The 16,986-nt window shown below is 70.2% G+C and carries 15 protein-coding genes; 9 read left to right on the forward strand and 6 right to left on the reverse strand.

Going from position 1 to position 16,986, the window contains the following annotated elements; all coding sequences use genetic code 11:
- The first annotated feature begins 7 nt into the window (after positions 1-7).
- The gene (locus tag G4D83_RS28910) at positions 8-1,069 is read left to right on the forward strand and encodes a serine/threonine-protein kinase (RefSeq protein ID WP_163868095.1); all 1,062 of its coding nucleotides are present in this window, start codon (positions 8-10) and stop codon (positions 1,067-1,069) included.
- Here the strand turns inward: G4D83_RS28910 and G4D83_RS28915 are convergent.
- The 3 genes from G4D83_RS28915 to G4D83_RS28925 form a co-directional block, all read right to left on the reverse strand.
- Positions 1,053-1,727 (reverse strand): hypothetical protein, encoded by a 675-nt coding sequence (locus tag G4D83_RS28915; RefSeq protein WP_163868096.1) that lies wholly within the window; start codon positions 1,725-1,727, stop codon positions 1,053-1,055. The genes G4D83_RS28910 and G4D83_RS28915 overlap by 17 nt on opposite strands.
- Position 1,728: 1 nt before the next feature.
- Positions 1,729-2,436, reverse strand: a complete 708-nt coding sequence (locus tag G4D83_RS28920; protein ID WP_163868097.1) for a DUF2339 domain-containing protein — start codon at positions 2,434-2,436, stop codon at positions 1,729-1,731.
- Positions 2,437-2,725: 289 nt separating this feature from the next.
- Positions 2,726-4,090 (reverse strand): MFS transporter, encoded by a 1,365-nt coding sequence (locus G4D83_RS28925; RefSeq protein ID WP_163868098.1) that lies wholly within the window; start codon positions 4,088-4,090, stop codon positions 2,726-2,728.
- Positions 4,091-4,160: 70 nt separating this feature from the next.
- Between G4D83_RS28925 and G4D83_RS28930 the strand changes: the two genes are divergently transcribed.
- The 3 genes from G4D83_RS28930 (at position 4,161) to G4D83_RS28940 (ending at position 6,551) form a co-directional block, all read left to right on the forward strand.
- Positions 4,161-5,105 carry a LysR family transcriptional regulator gene (locus G4D83_RS28930; protein ID WP_163868099.1) on the forward strand — a complete coding sequence of 315 codons (945 nt, stop codon included), beginning with the start codon at positions 4,161-4,163 and terminating at the stop codon, positions 5,103-5,105.
- A gap of 53 nt (positions 5,106-5,158) precedes the next feature.
- The gene (locus G4D83_RS28935) at positions 5,159-5,947 is read left to right on the forward strand and encodes an endonuclease/exonuclease/phosphatase family protein (RefSeq protein WP_163868100.1); all 789 of its coding nucleotides are present in this window, start codon (positions 5,159-5,161) and stop codon (positions 5,945-5,947) included.
- A 100-nt stretch (positions 5,948-6,047) separates the two neighbouring features.
- A complete protein-coding gene (locus tag G4D83_RS28940) occupies positions 6,048-6,551 on the forward strand; it encodes a TfoX/Sxy family protein (RefSeq protein WP_163868101.1) in 504 nt (167 codons plus the stop codon).
- On the opposite strand, the gene G4D83_RS28945 is transcribed toward G4D83_RS28940, so the two are convergent.
- Positions 6,538-8,181, reverse strand: a complete 1,644-nt coding sequence (locus tag G4D83_RS28945) for an AMP-binding protein (RefSeq protein ID WP_163868102.1) — start codon at positions 8,179-8,181, stop codon at positions 6,538-6,540. The two genes, G4D83_RS28940 and G4D83_RS28945, sit on opposite strands and share 14 nt — an antisense overlap.
- A gap of 196 nt (positions 8,182-8,377) precedes the next feature.
- On the opposite strand from G4D83_RS28945, the gene epsC reads away from it, so the two are divergent.
- Both epsC and cysK read left to right on the forward strand, forming a co-directional pair.
- Complete coding sequence (gene epsC, locus G4D83_RS28950) at positions 8,378-9,223, forward strand: serine O-acetyltransferase EpsC (RefSeq protein ID WP_163868103.1); 846 nt, start codon at positions 8,378-8,380, stop codon at positions 9,221-9,223.
- Positions 9,224-9,269: 46 nt separating this feature from the next.
- Positions 9,270-10,193 carry a cysteine synthase A gene (gene cysK, locus G4D83_RS28955; RefSeq protein ID WP_163868104.1) on the forward strand — a complete coding sequence of 308 codons (924 nt, stop codon included), beginning with the start codon at positions 9,270-9,272 and terminating at the stop codon, positions 10,191-10,193.
- Positions 10,194-10,199: 6 nt separating this feature from the next.
- Here cysK and G4D83_RS28960 read toward each other — a convergent pair whose 3' ends face one another.
- A complete protein-coding gene (locus tag G4D83_RS28960; protein ID WP_163868105.1) occupies positions 10,200-11,336 on the reverse strand; it encodes an aminotransferase class V-fold PLP-dependent enzyme in 1,137 nt (378 codons plus the stop codon).
- Between the two features lie 151 nt (positions 11,337-11,487).
- Here G4D83_RS28960 and G4D83_RS28965 point away from each other — a divergent pair, with 151 nt between their 5' ends.
- The 3 genes from G4D83_RS28965 to G4D83_RS28975 all read left to right on the forward strand — a co-directional run bounded on the left by G4D83_RS28965 (position 11,488) and on the right by G4D83_RS28975 (position 15,490).
- Positions 11,488-12,981 (forward strand): c-type cytochrome, encoded by a 1,494-nt coding sequence (locus G4D83_RS28965; RefSeq protein WP_163868106.1) that lies wholly within the window; start codon positions 11,488-11,490, stop codon positions 12,979-12,981.
- A gap of 344 nt (positions 12,982-13,325) precedes the next feature.
- On the forward strand, positions 13,326-14,612 hold the full coding sequence (locus tag G4D83_RS28970) for a LamB/YcsF family protein (RefSeq protein ID WP_163868107.1): 1,287 nt from the start codon (positions 13,326-13,328) through the stop codon (positions 14,610-14,612).
- Positions 14,609-15,490, forward strand: a complete 882-nt coding sequence (locus G4D83_RS28975) for a 5-oxoprolinase subunit C family protein (protein WP_240356713.1) — start codon at positions 14,609-14,611, stop codon at positions 15,488-15,490. Before G4D83_RS28970 ends, G4D83_RS28975 begins: the two co-directional genes overlap by 4 nt.
- A 140-nt stretch (positions 15,491-15,630) precedes the next feature.
- Here G4D83_RS28975 and G4D83_RS28980 read toward each other — a convergent pair whose 3' ends face one another.
- Positions 15,631-16,917: a sensor histidine kinase gene (locus G4D83_RS28980; RefSeq protein ID WP_163868108.1), complete on the reverse strand. Its 1,287-nt coding sequence runs from the start codon at positions 16,915-16,917 to the stop codon at positions 15,631-15,633.
- Positions 16,918-16,986 lie beyond the last annotated feature (69 nt).

Below are 16,986 nucleotides of genomic sequence, written 5' to 3' on the forward strand. Positions count from 1 at the left end.
AGAAGCGGTGGGCTCGACGGAAGAAGACTCCGGAGGCGTGCTGTACCTCGGAGGGCTGTCGCTGGAACCGGCGGTGACGGGGGCGCGGACACCGCCTCCCGCGCCCGTGGCGACTCCGCCTCCCGTGTCGCTGGCGGAGACGCTGCGCGCACTGACGCCCGTGTCGCCGCACGGGACGTTGCTGCAAGGCATTCCCACCCCCTCGCCCGCGCCGGCGGCATTGGTGCGCGGACTGCTGCCGGGACAGCTCGTGGCCGAGCGCTACCGGGTGGAGCGCTGGCTCGGCGCCGGAGGCAGCTCCACGGTGTACGAGGCGGTGGACCTGCATCGAGGCCAGCGCGTGGCGCTCAAGGTGCTGGCGACACCGCACGCGGAGCCGTCCACGGTGGCGCGCTTCCGTCAGGAGGTGGAGCACGCGCGGGCGCTGGAGCACGTGAACATCCTGCGCGTCTTCGACGTGGGCCTGGATGGAGACCGGCACTTCCTCACGGTGGAGCTGCTGGACGGCGTGGACCTGCGCCACCGGATGCTGGAGCGAAGGCCCACGCTCGCGCAGACGCTGCGCTGGCTCACCCACGCGGCCGTCGCGCTGGAGCACGCGCATGGGCGGGGTGTGCTGCACCGGGACGTGAAGCCCGCCAACCTCTTCATCACTCGCGCGGGGGTGCTGAAGCTGATGGACTTCGGGCTCGCCAAGAGCGCCCACGTGGCGGGGACGACGACGCAGGGGACGGTGCTTGGCACTCCGGAGTACATGGCGCCCGAGCAGGTGATGGGCAGCCCTCCGCTGTCGCCCGCCACGGACCTGTACGCGCTGGGCGTGGTGGCCTACGAGCTGTGCACCGGACAGCTCCCCTTCCGACACACGGACCCGGTGCCGCTGATGTTCCTGCACGTGCAGCAGGCGCCGGTGCCGCCCACCACGCTGCGCCCGAACCTGCCTGGCCCCTACGAGCGCGTGGTGCTGAAGCTGTTGGAGAAGCGGCCCGAGGACCGGTACGCCAGCGCGGGCGAACTGCGCTCCGCGCTGGCGAAGCTGTGGCCCTGGGCGCTCAAGGAATCGGCTTGAGCGCGGAGGTATTGAGTCTCAGTCCGAGCTGGGGCCAGCGGGACGTGTGCGGGGAGAGGTCCGGCTGCTGGCACAGCGTGAGGATGCGTCCTCCACCCGGGTGGAAGAAGTAGAGCGAGCGCGCGACCTTGAACTCGCTGGGGAGCGCGGCGTCCCGCTCGGGCCAGACGCGGCGGGTCGCCCACCAGGACTCCACCACGGGCCGCTCGCGCAGGTGGTAGTGGACCTCCACCACCACGGAGCGCACCTCTCCCGAGCCCCACTCCAACATGACTGTCGCGCCTGGGATGCGCCGCTCGTCGAGCAGGTGGAGGGGGCGCGTCCCCGCGTAGGCGATGGCATCCACCTTGGCGCCTCGCAGTGACGAGAGGAAGTCGAGCTCCAGGCGCGTCGTCCCTGGCTGCACCTGGAAGCGGAAGGCCATGCGGCCCGTGCTCACGTGCTGGCCGCCGAAGTACGTGCCCACGTTGGCCTCGCGCACGAGGACGGGCTCTCCCGTGCGGAACTGGTCCACGTCCGAGGGCGCGGCCAGTTGGGGCCCGGCTGCTGGAAGCTCCACGCGCTTCCAGCCCGGCGTCGCATCCTCATGAGACCAGCAGGGCGCGGGGGCCGCCTGCATCAGCCACAGCGTGCCCACCCAGGAGAGCAGGGGACTCATGTCACGCGCTCCGGACGTTGGCCGGAGTCGACCGCGCGGAGAGCCAGGCCGTGCCGAGCATCAACAAGCCCGCGGCGGCGAGCCCCGCCACGCGCAGGGTGCCATCGAGATTCGCGGTGTCGTAGAGCAGCGTCTTGCCCACGGAGATGGCGACGAAGCAGAAGCCCGCGTCGCGGATGACGGGAGTGCCCCGCTTGCGGCCCAGGAACACCATCACCACGCCGATGACGAGCCAGCCCAGCGTGAGCACCAGTCGACGCGCGATGTGGTCCTCCGCGACGCCCAGGGTGAGGAAGTGGAAGTAGAAGGCCCAGGTCGCGGCGATGGTGGCGGCGGTGAAGCCGAACCAGACGAGCACATCGCGGACGCGCTCCAGCGTCGTGTCACTTTTCGGCTGCGAGCGCGGGAGCATGACGACGGAGGTGATGAGCGTCAGCGCGAGCCCCACGAGGAGCAGCGGATGTTTCGTCGCCGCGTACCACAGGCCGCCCGTCGCGGAGGTGGCGAGCACGGCGATGGGGAAGACGAGCAGTCCTCCGCGAGGAACCGACAGGAAGGCCAGGGCCAGCGTCACGCAGGCCGCGAGGATGAGCAGCGCCTCCGCGGGGACGTGGAGGTCTCTCCAGAGGAACACCGCCGCCAGGGCCAGCAGCGCACCGCCCAGACCCCCCAGCACCTTCACGTCCCACTTCGCCATCATCTCCGTCATCGCGAGTCCTCCAACGCCAACCCACGGCGTGCATGGAAGCTCCCGATTGCATCCGTCCTGCCAAGCGCTGACGCACGGCATCACGCGCGTTTACGCGGCGGGGCGAAGTCACGGTGTGCAGCGCACGGCACACCGTGGGGACAACGCTGCACACGACAGTGAACAGCGCCCTGCGCGGGCCGGCGAGGTGTTGTGTCCCGTGGCGTGCGTGAGTTCAGGCTTCGCTGGTCAGCTTGCCGGGCTCGGCCAGCATCAGCGTCACGCTGCCCGCCAGCGTGTCCGCGACGGTTCAGGGCTCGCTGGTCATCTTGCCCGGCGCGGCCATGGCCAGCATCAGCGCCACCGTCCCCGCCAGTGCGCCAGCAATCGCGAACTGGAGCGCGAAGTGGCCTCGAGCGAGCGCCAACGCGGCCACCGTCAGCGAGCCACCCAGCAGTCGCGTCGCATAGAGGCTGCTGGTGACGATGCCCCGGTGATGCCAGGGCGCGCGTGACTGCGGGCCAATGAGCGACGTGCTCGCCGCCGGCCCCAGCCCCATGCCCAGCACCGCGAGCGAGACGAGCGCCGCGGGCGTACCCCAGTCATTCGCCGCGGTGAGCGCCAGCAGCCCCGCCCCCGTCGCGGCCACCGCGAAGCCCACGCCCGCGCTCAGCCTCATGCCTCCGCGCACCAGCAGCTTCACGCCAAACGTCGACCCCACCGACCACCCCAGCAACATCGGCAGCAGCGTCAGGCCCGCGACGATGGGTGTCTGTCCTCCCTGCTCCGTCATCCACAGCGGCACCCACGCCGCCATGCTGTACAGCAGCGCGCCACCCGCGATGCCGCCCGCCACGCCACTGAGCACGGTGCGGTCCTTCACCAGCTCCATCGGAAGCAGCGGCGCCTCGGACCTGCGCTGCTGGAACACCAGCCCCGCGCCCAACACCACCGCGCCCAACAGGCACAGCCAGCGCAACTCCGCGTGGCCCGGCTCCAGCGAGAACAACAGCAGCGCCGCCGATGAGCCCGCGAGCACCGGACCCCAGCGGTCCAGCTTCACGTCCGTGCGGCGCGGCGGGTCCCGATAGGAGAGGTACAGCAACAGCGCGGCGAACAGGCCCACGGGCACGTTGACCAGGAACACCCACCGCCACGAGGCGTGCATCACCAGCCAACCACCGATGAGCGGCCCCACCGCATTGCCCGCGCCCCAGGCCCCGGTGAAGAGCCCCTGGACGGCGGCGCGCTCGCGCAACGTGTAGAGGTCCGCGCTGATGGTGAGCGTGGTGGGCTGGAGCGCGCCCGCGCCCAGGCCCTGCAACACGCGGAAGGCAATGAGCCCCTCCACCGAATGGGCGAGCCCGCACAGCGCGGAGCCGACGAGGAACAACCCCATGCCGGCGAAGAAGACGGGCTTGCGGCCCAGTCGGTCCGCCAGCTTGCCGGAGATGAGCACGCCCACGGTGGAGGCGAAGAGGAACGCGGAGAAGACCCACGAGTAGAGGTGCTGTCCGCCCAGCTCACGGGTGATGGTGGGCATGGCGCTGGTCACCACCGTGCCCTCGAAGGCACTGACCACCAGGGCCAGCAACACCGCGCCAGTGGCCAGCCGCCGCGCCGCACCTGGCCGAGCGGAAGACACCGGCTCCACCGTCAAGCCGCTTCCATCCATTGCACACGTCTAACCGGGGGCTCCCCATGCGGAAATCGCAACTTCCGCATAGACTTCATGCGGATTCCGCATGACCCACGAACAACTCCAGGCATTCCTCCGAGTGGCCCAGGAGGGCCGTCTCTCCCAAGCGGCCCGACGCCTGGGACTGTCCCAGTCCGGCCTGTCCCGGCAGCTCCAGTCGCTGGAGGCCGAGCTGGGCACTCGCCTGCTCGTCCGCACGCCAGGGGGCGCGGTGCTGACGGACGCAGGGGAGCGGTTCCTGCCCCACGCCCAGCGCGCGCTGGACGCCCTGGCGGCGGGCACCTCCGAGCTGGAGCGGTTGTCGGGCACGCCTCGTGGACCGGTGTCGCTCGGCACGCTGCACACGGTGGGGGCGTACCTGTTGCCGGACATCATCCCCGCGTTCGCTCGGAAATATCCGGAGGTGCGGCCCCGACTCAGCGAGGACATGGCGGCGACGCTGGAGGAAGGCGTGGCCCGAGGCGCGCTGGACCTGGCCATCCTGTCACTGCCCGTGCGACGCGCGGACCTGGTGGCGCAGAAGCTGTGGGAGGAGGTGCTGATGCTCGCGGTGCCTCGCGGGCATCGGCTCACGAAGAGCAGTCGACCGGTGTCGCTCGGGGACGTGGTGGAGGAGACGTGGGTGGTCATCCCCAGCATGAGCGGCACGCGCGCCTTGGAAGCGGAGTGCGAGGCGCGCGGAGTGACACCGAAGGTCGCGATGGAGACGGACAACGCGGAGGCGATGCGGCGCATGGTGGAGCGCGGGTTGGGCATCGCGCTGGTGCCGGAGCTGATGGCTCGGGACCATGCCTCGCGTGGGTTCGACGTGGTACCGCTGGTGAAGAGTGGCCTGAAGCGACAGGTCGCGTTGGTGCACCGGGGCGAGGGCTATCTCACGTCCGCGGCGCGCGAGCTGAAGTCCTTCATCGTGGAGAGCGTGCGCGCGATGCCGGAGCCCTGGGGAGCGGGCAAGCGCGGAGGAGCCCCTTCGGGACAACGGGTGCGGTAGCCTGTGCGTGGATGGGGCCGGTGTCGGGTGCCCCCGAGCGAGAGGGAGGCCGCATGTCGCTGAAGGTGATGACATTCAACGTATTGCAGGGAGGCGAGGAGCGGTTCGACGACATCGTCACCTTCCTCGCGAGGGCCTCGCCGGATGTGCTGGTGCTCCAGGAGTGTCTGGGCTGGGACGACGGCGGGCGACTGCGCCGGGTGGCGGAGGCGCTGGACGTGCCGCAGGACGACGCGCACCTGGTGCTGGGCCAGTCCCGCTCGCGTGCGAGTGGACGCTGCTACCACGTCGCGGTGGTGAGCCGCCCTCCCCTGCGTTCGCTGCGCATCCACAATGACCGGCACTTCCTGGGCCACTGCATCGTTGAGTGCGAGCTGGAGGCGAACGGGCCGGTGACATTGTTCGGCACGCACTTCGACGCGCACCACGAGAAACTCCGGTACGTGGAGGCGCGCTATCTGCGTTCGCTCATCGACCCGGCGAAGTTCCGCGAGGGGCAATATCTGTTGGCCGGGGACCTCAACTCGCTGTCGCGCAGGGACCCGTACCCGGTGGACCTGGAGGACAGGCTGCGGCGGGCGGGGACGGACAAGTACGGACATCCGCCGCGCTTCGACGTCATCGACGACGTGGAGGACTTCGGCTGGGTGGACACGCTGCCGACGCGGGCCGCTTCCACGCGGTGGGTGACGGCGCGGCGCAACCGGGGTGGAGTCACCATCGACTACCGCACGGACTACGTCTTCGCGTCGCCGCGCATGGTGGAGCGACTGGTGTCGGCGGAGGTCATCGACGTGGGCGACACGTCGGACCACAACCCGCTGGTGGCCACGTTCCGCTGAAGCGCGCCTGTCCACTCGAGATTCTGATTGCGCCGCCAAGGCGAGCGGCGATGTCATCACGTCAGCATTCCATCGGGACGCGATGGGAAGGAGACGCAGCGTGGCGCGGACGGACAGCTTCGTGGAGTACGTGGTGGAGTTGCTGGAGAAGCTCGGGCCGGTACAGGCGCGGCGGATGTTCGGAGGGTGGGGCCTGTACTTCGGAGGGCGAATGTTCGGCCTCGTCGGCGATGGCCAGCTCTATTTGAAGACGGACGACGTCACCCGACCGGACTTCCAGGCCGCGGGTTGCCGCCCCTTCATCTATGAGGGCGGAGGCCGCCGCATCGAGATGAGCTACTGGACGGCGCCCACCGACGCGAGCGATGACGCCTATGAGCTGCTGCCCTGGGCCCGCCGCGCCGTCGACGCGGCGGCGAGGGCCGCGCTGAAGAAGGCGCCGAAGAGGAAGCCCACCGAGAGGAAGGCCCCGCTCCCGGCGGCGAGCAAGGCCCCGGCGAAAGCGAAGCCGAAGGCCACCGCGAAGAAGTCCTCGGCTCCCCGGAAGCAGCCGGCCGCCAAGAAGAAGGCCGCGCGCAAGAGCCCCCGCGTCAAGCGGTCTTGATGGACGAGGCCGCCTCCAGGCCCAGCTCCGCGACGGAGACCTCACGCATCCGGAACTTCTGCACCTTGCCCGTCACCGTCATCGGGAACGCGTCCACCAGCTTCCAGTGGCGCGGAACCTTGAACGACGCGATGCGGCCCGTGCAGTGCTTCGTCAGCTCCTCGGGCGTGAGCGTCACGCCCGGCTTCGGCTTCACCCAGGCCATCACCTCCTCGCCGTACTTCACGCTCGGCACGCCGATGACCTGCGCTTCACTCACGCCCGGGTGCGTGTGCAGGAACTCCTCCACCTCGCGCGGGGAGATGTTCTCCCCTCCCCGAATGATGAGGTCCTTGATGCGACCGACAATCCGCACGTAACCGTCCGCGTCCATCGTCGCCAGGTCGCCGGTGTGCATCCACCCCGCCGCGTCCACCGCCTTCGCCGTGGCCTCCTCGTTCGCCCAGTACCCCAGCATGACGCTGTACCCGCGCGTGCACAGCTCTCCCGCCGCCCCACGAGGCACCACCGCCCCCGTCTCCGCGTTGATGACCTTCACCTCCAGGTGCGGATGTACGCGCCCCACCGTGGACACCCGCTTGTCGAACGGGTCGTCCAGCGAGCTCTGCGTGGACACCGGCGACGTCTCCGTCATCCCGTAGCAGATGGTCACCTCGCGCATGTTCATCCGCGACTGCACCTGCTTCATCACCTCCACCGGACACGGCGAGCCCGCCATGACGCCCGTGCGCAGCGTCGTCAGGTCGAACTCACCGAAGCGCGGATGCTCCAACTCCGCGATGAACATCGTGGGCACGCCGTACAGCGACGTGCATTTCTCCGCCTGCACCGTCTGGAGCACCGCGAGCGGGTCGAATGCCTCGCCCGGAATCACCATCGTGGCGCCATGCGACGTGCAGGCCAGGTTCCCAATCACCATGCCGAAGCAGTGATAGAACGGCACCGGGATGCACACCCTGTCCTGGGGGCCGTACTTCAACGCCTCGCCGATGAAGTACCCGTTGTTCAGCACGTTGTGGTGCGACAGCGTGGCGCCCTTCGGGAAGCCCGTCGTCCCGGACGTGTACTGGATGTTGATGGGGTCATCGAACTGGAGCGACGCCTCGCGGTCCTCCAGCGTGTGCTCGCTCACGTGCTTCGCGTTGGAGAGCAACAACTGCCAGTCGTCATCCAGCACCAGCGCCACGCGAAGCTGGGCACAGCGCGGACGGACCTCCTCCAACATCGGCCGGTAATCCGTCTGCCGGAAGCCGCGCGACAGCAGCAGCACGCTCGTCCCCGACTGGTTCAGCGAGTACTCCAGCTCCGCCGTGCGGTAGGCCGGGTTGAGATTCACGAGAATGGCGCCGATGCGCGCCGTCGCGTACTGCGTCACCACCCACTCGAAGCGATTGGGAGACCAGAGGCCCACGCGGTCCCCCTTCTCCACGCCCAAGGCCAACAAGCCCTTCGCCACCTGCGTGGTGATGTCCCACAGCTCCCGGTACGTGGCCCGGTACCCCTGGGAGACGACGACGAGCGCCTCCCGGTCCCCATGGCGCTCCACCGTCCCGCGCAGGTTCTGCCCAATCGTCTCCCCCAGGAGCGGGGTGGCGCTGGTGCCATGGACATACGAGGGAGTCTGGCTCATCCGCCCATCGTCACGCCGTCAGCAGGGTCGGGCAAGCGCCCCCGCCAGCACGGGCGCCCACGGCCCCCTCCCCCTGGCCGGGCTGCCTCCAGGCACCCCGTGCTGTCCACTTGTCCCACACCGGCCCGAACTTCGGCGCCAAACGGGGATTCAGGTGGTGCGGCCCCACCACGCACCGCATTAAATGGAGGAGCTCATGGATGACTCCAACGCCAGGCTGGTCGCCGCGCTGCTGGAAGCCCGACAGCGCCACTGCTTCCCCCCGGACGTGCGGCGGGCGGCCCCCGAGTTCGTCGCACAGGTCCTCGGACTGCTGTTCCCCCACTTCGCCGAGCGCCTGGAGTGTACCGCCGCCGCCGTCCGCCGGGATGTCACCACCGTGGAGGCCAGCCTCCACCGCGTGCGCGAGACGCTCGCCCCCCTCTACCCGGACATCAACCCGAGCATCCCCTCGCGCTTCATGGAGCGGCTGCCGGACCTGTACGACTGGCTCCGCCAGGACTCGCAGGCCATCTTCGACGCGGACCCCGCAGCGCGCTCGGTGGACGAGGTCATCCTCACGTACCCGGGCTTCCAGGCCATCGCCATCTTCCGCGTGGCCAACGCGCTGCACAGGCTCGGCTTCCCACTGCTGCCGCGCCTGCTCACCGAGCACGCCCACCAGCGCACCGGCATCGACATCCACCCCGGCGCCACCATCGGCCGCCGCTTCGTCATCGACCACGGGACGGGCGTCGTCATCGGCGAGACGACCATCATCGGGAACAATGTGACGGTCTACCAGGGCGTCACCCTGGGCGCCCTCATGGTGGAGAAGGCCCTGGCCGACAAGAAGCGCCACCCCACGATTGAAGACGACGTCGTGGTGTACGCCAACGCCACCATCCTCGGAGGGGAGACGGTGGTGGGACACGGCAGCATCATCGCCGGCAACGCGTGGCTCACGCAGAGCATCCCTCCAGGCTCGGTCGTCACCCGCCGCAGCGAGATTCGCCCCCGTGGAGCCGACGGCGTCATGGACGCCATCGAGTTCCACATCTGATGCGTTCCGCAGCACCCCACCCGCGCAGCCCCCGACGAGGCCCGACATGAAGGCGAACAACATCCTGGAGACCATCGGCAACACGCCGCACGTGCGCATCAACCGGTTGTTTCCGTCGCGTGTCACCGTCCACATGAAGCTGGAGCGCGCCAACCCGGGCGGCAGCATCAAGGACCGCATCGGCCTCGCCATGATTGAGGACGCGGAGAAGAAGGGCATCCTCAAGAAGAACAGCATCATCATCGAGCCCACCAGCGGCAACACCGGCATCGGCCTGGCCATGGTCGCCGCGGTGAAGGGCTACAAGCTGGTGCTCGTCATGCCGGAGTCGATGAGCATCGAGCGCCGTCGCCTCATGGCCGCCTATGGCGCCACGTTCGAGCTGACGCCGCGCGCCCTGGGCATGAAGGGCGCCATCGCCCGCGCCAACGAGCTGGTCTCCCAGGTCCCCGACGCGTGGATGCCGCAGCAGTTCGAGAACGAGTCGAACATCGAGGTGCACAAGCGCACCACCGCGCAGGAAATCCTCAACGACTTCCCGGACGGGCTCGACTACCTGATTACGGGCGTGGGCACCGGCGGCCACATCACCGGCTGCGCCGAGGTGCTCAAGGCGAAATGGCCCAAGCTGAAGGTCTTCGCGGTGGAGCCGGCCAAGTCGCCCGTCATCAGCGGCGGTCAGCCCGGCCCCCACCCCATCCAGGGCATCGGCGCGGGCTTCATCCCGAAGAACCTGCACACGGACATCCTGGACGGCACGGTGCAGGTGGCAGAGGAAGACGCCTTCGAGTTCACCCGCCGCTCCGCGCGTGAGGAAGGCATCTTCGTGGGCATCTCCTCCGGCGCCGCGCTGTCCGCGGTGAACCAGAAGCTGGGCGAGATGCCGGACAACAGCCGCGTGCTGTGCTTCTGCTACGACACCGGCGAGCGCTACCTGTCCATCGACACGCTCTTCCCCTCGCAGACCTGAGCCGCGTCAGCCGCCGTAGCCCCGGACCAGCTCCACCAGCCGGTCCATCTCCTCCGGCAGGTTGTAGAAGTGGGGGGACAGGCGGATGCGCCCCCGGCGCACCGAGTGGGCGACGTGGTGCTCGGACAGGTAGGCCCCGAGCGCCCGCGCCTGCGCCCCGGGCGGAAGGAACGTGAGGATGCCCGCGCGGTGCTCCGGCGCGGGCCCCACCTCGCAGCCCAGCGCGAGCAGCCCCTTCTCCAGATGCGCGAGCAACTCGCGGATGCGCGCCTCGATGTTCTCCACGCCCACCTCCTGGAGCAGCTCCAGCGCGGCGCCCAACGCATAGAGGCCCGGGTAGGCGGCGCTGCCTTCCTCGAACTTGCTCGCGTCGGGGCGCAGCTCGAAGTGGGTGCGGTTGAAGTTCCACGCGTCGGTGGTGCTCCGCCAGCCCACCAGCACGGGGCGCAGTCGCGGCAGCACCTCCTTGGCCACGTACAACACGCCGATGCCGGAGATGCCGAGCATCCACTTGTGGCTGTCCGCGCTCAGGAAGTGGATGCGACACTTCTTCACGTCCACCGGGACACAGCCGACGCTCTGGATGCCGTCCACGCAGAAGAGGACGCCCGCGCGCTCGCACAGCGCGCCCACCGCCTCCAGGTCCGTGCGATGACCCGTGGCGAACTGCACGGAGGACACCGCCACCAGTCGCGTGCGCGGCGTGAGGGCCTGGGCCACCGCCTCCGGGGTGACGCCACCGGACGGCGCCTCGATTTCCCGCACCACCACGCCCCGGTCCTTGAGGTGCAGCCACGGATAGACGTTGGAGGGGTACTCCAGCGACGTGGCCACGGCCACCTCGTCCCCCGGCTTCCAGTCCAGACCCTCCGCCACCAGGCCCAGGCCGTGGCTGGTGTTGCGCACGAAGGCAATCTCCCCGGGCTCGGCGTGGAGGATGCGGGCCGCCAGCGCGCGGATGCGCTCGCAGTGCGCCTCCCAGCCGCGCTCGTGGCGGATGCCGTGGTAGACGAGGTCGTCCATCCACTCGCGCACGGCCTCGGCGGCGCGCAGGCTGGTGGGCGCCACTCCGGCGTGGTTGAAGTAGAGCTGCTCCTGGAGCACGGGGAACAGGGCGCGGTAGGACTCGAGGGGACGCGTCATGCGGCCGAGTCTAGCCAGCCGCCTTCCTGGACGGCGGACGACCTGCTCGGCGCCGTGGGCCCCGCGTTCACCCGCCATCAGGCGCCCCCTCCCTGAAACATGGCGGGATGAGATATGCATCGGGCCCCCATCGGAAGTGTGAGGGCTGCGCATGCATCGCGAGGTCCGAGGTACCGTGAAGGGCACGTTGCTGCTGAGCCTTCTGTTGGCGGGCTGCGCTGGCACCGTCAAGGCGCCCTACCCGCCCATCCGCGCGGACACCTCGCCGGCGGCACTGGCGCGTGGAGCGGCCATCTTCCATGCGAGCTGTGAGGCGTGTCACCGAGGCGGCGACACCGACACGGCCTCTGGCGCGCCGCTGCACGAGCTGCCGTCGTACATGGGGAGCTTCCACTCGTCGAACCTGACCTCCCACCCCACGGCGGGCATTGGCGCGGCGAAGGACGAGGAGCTGGCGCGCGCCATCCGTTACGCGGTGAGTCGGGACGGACGGCTCATGGTGATGCCCAGCTACGGCATGGGGGACAAGGACCTCGCGGCGGTGCTGGGCTTCCTGCGCTCGGGAGACCCGCTCTTCAAGCCGGACGCGACTCCGGCGCCACGCTCGGAGTTCAGCTTCATTGGAGGGCTGGGCTTCCGCGTCATCATGGGCAACGAACCGGTGCAGCGCCCTCCCCTCGGCATCCCCGTGCCGCCCAAGGCCCCCACGGTGGAGTACGGCCGCTACATGGCGCATGACGTCTACGACTGCGCCTCCTGTCACACGCCCGGCTTCAGTCCGAACAAGACGGAGGGCGACGACATCTTCGAGGGAGGCATGGCCTTCAAGGACCCCGAGGGCCGGGAGCTCCACTCCAGCAACATCACGTTCCACGCCACGGGGCTCGCGTACTGGACGCAGGAGGACTTCAGCCGCGCGGTGCGAGATGGGATTGCGCCGGATGGCTCGCCGATTCGCTCGCCCATGCCTCGCTTTCGCGGGATGGATGAGGAGGAGGCCAAGGCCCTCTATGAATACCTGCGCTCGGTGCCGCCCCTGAAGAACGACGTGGACGGTGCACGTCCCCGGCTCACCGCCACGACGCCGCGCCCGGATTGGGTGGCGACCCCGGCCACGGCGCCTGGCGAAGTGGCCGCCGAGGCAGCGACGACGAACGAGCCCGCGTCCGCCGACGCGACGGGCCCCGGCGTCGCGACTCCGACCGAGACCCCATCATCGCCCACGAGCGTCGCCACTGGCGCCGGCACGACGCAGGGGGCTGTGCCCTCTTCGGGCTCCACGCAGACTTCAGCGTCGCCCGCTCCACGCGGCAGCGAGTCCACGTCGGTGGCGACGAACGCGGCGACCCCCAAGGCCCCACGCAAGCCCCGGCTCGTGGCTGCCCGCATCGATGCCCCGAAGGTCTTCACGCAACTGGGTTGCGCGGGCTGCCATGCTCCGGGCGCTCGCTACCATGACCGGCTCGCTCGCGCGCCTGGCCGCTCCGAAGCGGAGCTGGTGCGCTGGGTGCGCAACCCGGAGAAGTTCCTTCCCGGCACGCCCATGCCCACCTACGCGGAGCTGCTCGACGAGGCCACCGCGCTGGCGCTGGTCAGATGGGTGAAGGCTGGAGGCCCGGCCACCCTCGCGCCCGTGTCTCACTGACCCGCCGCGCCCCAGGGTCCGCTCAAACTCCAAGCGGGCATGTCCCGTCTCGCGCGGAGCAGACGCGCACTGACAGCCCCGGTGCTCACGCGCCCAGCGCGCGTGCTCGAAGTCACATCCCCTGAAATTCGGGGGAAATGACCGGAGAAAGCGGCGTCCCACGTATCTGGGTGGAGGTTCCTCGGGGTGTCATTCGACACGCCGGGGCGCGTACCACCCCGGTGCCAACCGGCCCCTGCCCCGGGGTGGTGCGTGTCATCTCTCGAGCCTTTCGCCCTGTCAGCCGTCGCGGCCACGGTGGGGAGAAGGCTGCGTCCGGGACGCGGCTCGCATAGCGTGGACGCATGACGGAGTGCCTCCTCAACATCGACCTGGGTGAGCTGCCCGACGAGGATGCTCGGCTCTATGCGCTCGCCCAGGTGGCCAACATCGCGTGCGGCGCGCACGCCGGTGACGACGCCTCCATGCGCCGCGCGCTGGAGCTGTGCGCGCGCCATGGCACCCGCGTCGGCGCGCATCCGTCCTACGAGGACCGCGAGAACTTCGGACGGCGTGCGCTCGACGTGCCCCCCGAAGTCCTGCGCGGGCAGGTGGCGGGCCAGTGCGCGCGCCTCGCCAGGCTGGCCCAGGAGCAACGCATCCCGGTCGTCTACGCCAAGCTCCACGGCGCGCTGTATCACGCGGCCAATGTGTCACCCGTGCTGGCGCGCGCGGTGGTGGAGGGAATCATCGAGGCGCTGGGCTCGGATATCACCCTCATCGCCCCCGCCCAGGGATGTCTGCACGACGCCGCGAGGAACGCCGGCCTGTCCCATGCGCGCGAGGGCTTCGCGGACCGGGGCACGCTGCCGGATGGCTCGCTGATTCCCCGAGGACAACCGGGCGCGGTGCTCACGGATGCAGCCCGGGTGCGCGAGAACACCGTGCGACTGGCGACCCAGGGCACCGTCGACACGGTCTGCGTGCATGGCGACACGCCCGGCGCGGTGGAGCTGGCCCGCGAGGTGCGCTCCACCCTGGACGCGCTGTCGCTCCACGTCGAGCCGCTGGGAGACGGCGCGCTGCGGCTGACGCTGCCCGACAGCCTGGAGCGAAGGGCCGCGCGCGAGGTGCTGCGCGCCCTGCCTCGCGTGGTGGACGCCGTCGTCACCGAGGAACACGCCTGCGTGTACTTCGACCCGGATGCGCCTCCCGACGAACCGCGGCTGGCGCTGGCGCGACTGCTGCGCGAGACGGTGGCCCCGCCGGAGCAGACCCTCATCACGTTGCGCATGCGCTACGACGGGCCCGACTTGGAGAAGGTCGCCGCGCGCGCGGGCCTGTCCGTGGACGAGGTGGCGCGCCTGCATGCGGCGCGCGAGTACACGGTGCGCTGCGTGGGCTTCCTGCCGGGCTTCGCGTACCTGGGCGAGCTGGACTCGCGCATCGTCGTCCCGCGACTTCCCACCCCGCGCATGCGCGTGCCGGCGCTCGCGGTGGGAATCGCGGGCGGGCGCACGGGGGTGTATCCCTTCGCGTCGCCCGGCGGCTGGAACCTGATTGGCACGGCGCTGGACTTCACGGCCTTCCACCCGGACCGGGGCGCGGTGTTGCAACTCGGTGACCGGGTGCGCTTCGAGCGGGTGGGATGATGGCGGGCTGGCTGGAAATCGCGGGGATGGGAGGGCCCGCCACGGTGCAGGACGGCGGGCGGCCGGGGCAGATGCACCATGGCGTCCCGCCCGGCGGCGCGCTGGTGCCGGAGCTGCTCGCTCGCGCCAACCGCGCCGTGGGCAACTCTTGGGGAGCGGCGGCGCTGGAGTGTCTGGGGCATCTGGAGCTGCGCGCGCGCGGCAGGGCCCTGCGCATCTCGGTGGATGGGCGTGACGCGCGAGTGCTGGACGATGGAGAGAGCTTCCGGGTGCTCGCGCCGGAGCGCGCCAGCGTCTGCTACGTCGCGGTGGACGGCGGCCTGGACGTGCCGGAGGTGCTGGGTGGACGCGGCACGCTGCTGGTGGCGCGGCTGGGCGGACATGAAGGGCGCGTGCTGAAGCCCGGAGACTCGCTCCCCGTGGGTGAGGCTCGCGGCCCGCCGGAGTCGGTGGACACGGACGCGGTCTGGGATGACGCGGCGCCCATCCGGCTGGTGCTCGGGCCCGACACGGAGAGCTTCGACGCGCTGATGGCGGCCTCGCTGCTGGGCAGCACCTTCACCGTGTCGAGCGCGAGTGACCGCGTGGGGATGCGCCTGCAAGGCCCCGCGCTGGCGCACGGTGACGAAGGCGCGAGCACCTCCCGTCCCATGGTTCGCGGCGCCATCCAGGTGACGCTGTCGGGTGAGCCCATCATCCTCGGGCCGGACCACCCCACCACGGGCGGCTATCCGCTCATCGCCACCGTCATCCGCTCGGACTGGGGACGGCTCGGCGCGCGGCGCCCCGGAGCCACCGTTGAGTTCCACGCCGTCGGCCAGGACGAGGCTCGCGACGCGTGGCGGGAGCACCTGCGGCGATTCCGCGGCGGAGCCTGAGCAGGAGGCCTGCTGGGCCACGGCTACGCGCGCGAAGCCTCACGGGCCCTGCGCTTGAGCACGCCATCCAGTCGCTCGGGGTGAGCAGGCTGTCCGCGCTCACCCAGCCCGGCAACCTCGCGGCCATCCGGCTCGCGGAGTCAGTCGGCTTCCATCGCGTCGCCGGTGGCCGCTACGAGCGAATCCAACCCTGACGCGCGCTCCTCCATCGGGAGCGTGAAGGTGAACGTCGTCCCCAACCCGACCTGGCTCCGCACGCGCACCGCGCCGCCGTGCGCCTCGATGATGCCTCGGGCGATGGAGAGCCCCAGCCCCACGCCGCTCCCGGGTATCCGCGTCGTCGGCCGCTGAACGCGGTCGAACAGGACGGGGAGGACCTCCGGCGCGATTCCCGCGCCCGTGTCCGCCACGCTCAGCTCGACACGGTCATCATGGACCTCCGCCATGACGGTGATGAGTCCACCGGCGGGAGTGAAGCGGACGGCGTTTCCCACCAGGTTCGAGAACACCTGGTGGATGCGGTCTGGATCACACCGCACGTCGACATCCCGCTCGGGCAGCCGCAGCTCCAGGCCAATGCCGCGCTCCCGCGCCAGCGGCCCCAGCTCCGACGCCTGCTCCATGAGCCGCGAGAGCGCCAGCGGCACGCGGCTCACCCGGAAGCCACCGGCCTCGATGGCCGCGAAGTCGAGCAGGTCATGGATGAGCCGCTCCATCCGCAGCGCCGAGCGGTTGAGGGTGTCCAGGTGGTGCCGCGCGCGCCCGTTGAGCGGCGCCAGCAGGGGCGCCAGCAGCGACGTCGTCATGGCGATGACGCCCAGCGGATTGCGCAAGTCGTGGGACACCATCGCCAGCAGCTCGCCGCGCAGGCGCGTCTCCGCCTCGGCCGCCCGCCGCGCCGAGCGCTCCGCCTCGTACAGTCGCCCGTTCTCCACCGCGACGGCCGCGGAGTCCGCGAGCGCCTGGAGCAGGGAGACCTCCCGCAGCCCCGGCACCCGGCGCTCCGCCCAGTACGCGCCGATGGCGCCCACCGGGTCCGCGCGACGCACCGGCACCATGACCAGGCTCTTCACGAACGTGGCGCGGTAGACGTCATGCGGGATTCGCTCATCCGCGTAGATGTCCTCGATGACCGCGGGCTCCCGGTTCAGGATGGCCCAACCAGAGATGCACGAATGGATGGGAAACCGACACCCCTTCCACAGCGGGGCGATGGCCTCCTCATCCGCGTAGTGAACCAGGTCACCTTCGCGCAGCACGAACGTGACGCCATCCGCGCCGCTGAGCTGGCGGGCGGCGCGGCGCACCAGCGCCATCACGTCCTCCAGCGTCCGGAGGTGCGCCAGCTCCCGCACCACATCCAACAGGACCACCGTGTCGTCGAATGTCAGCGCCTCGAGTGGGAGGCGTTCCTGAAACCTTCGCAAGGGACGGCCTCCTTGTGAGAAGGACTCAGCCAACACATCTGGAAAGCAGGACGTTCATTCGCTCGTCGT

The organism is Myxococcus eversor (assembly GCF_010894455.1).
Taxonomy (GTDB): domain Bacteria; phylum Myxococcota; class Myxococcia; order Myxococcales; family Myxococcaceae; genus Myxococcus; species Myxococcus eversor.

Coding starts and splice junctions, on each gene's coding strand:
- G4D83_RS28915 (WP_163868096.1), bottom strand. CDS start 1,727: ATGAGTCCCCTGCTCTCCTGGGTGGGCACGCTGTGGCTGATGCAGGCG.
- G4D83_RS28920 (WP_163868097.1), bottom strand. CDS start 2,436: ATGACGGAGATGATGGCGAAGTGGGACGTGAAGGTGCTGGGGGGTCTG.
- G4D83_RS28925 (WP_163868098.1), bottom strand. CDS start 4,090: ATGGATGGAAGCGGCTTGACGGTGGAGCCGGTGTCTTCCGCTCGGCCA.
- G4D83_RS28930 (WP_163868099.1), top strand. CDS start 4,161: ATGACCCACGAACAACTCCAGGCATTCCTCCGAGTGGCCCAGGAGGGC.
- G4D83_RS28935 (WP_163868100.1), top strand. CDS start 5,159: ATGTCGCTGAAGGTGATGACATTCAACGTATTGCAGGGAGGCGAGGAG.
- G4D83_RS28945 (WP_163868102.1), bottom strand. CDS start 8,181: ATGAGCCAGACTCCCTCGTATGTCCATGGCACCAGCGCCACCCCGCTC.
- epsC (WP_163868103.1), top strand. CDS start 8,378: ATGGATGACTCCAACGCCAGGCTGGTCGCCGCGCTGCTGGAAGCCCGA.
- cysK (WP_163868104.1), top strand. CDS start 9,270: ATGAAGGCGAACAACATCCTGGAGACCATCGGCAACACGCCGCACGTG.
- G4D83_RS28960 (WP_163868105.1), bottom strand. CDS start 11,336: ATGACGCGTCCCCTCGAGTCCTACCGCGCCCTGTTCCCCGTGCTCCAG.
- G4D83_RS28965 (WP_163868106.1), top strand. CDS start 11,488: ATGCATCGCGAGGTCCGAGGTACCGTGAAGGGCACGTTGCTGCTGAGC.
- G4D83_RS28970 (WP_163868107.1), top strand. CDS start 13,326: ATGACGGAGTGCCTCCTCAACATCGACCTGGGTGAGCTGCCCGACGAG.
- G4D83_RS28975 (WP_240356713.1), top strand. CDS start 14,609: ATGATGGCGGGCTGGCTGGAAATCGCGGGGATGGGAGGGCCCGCCACG.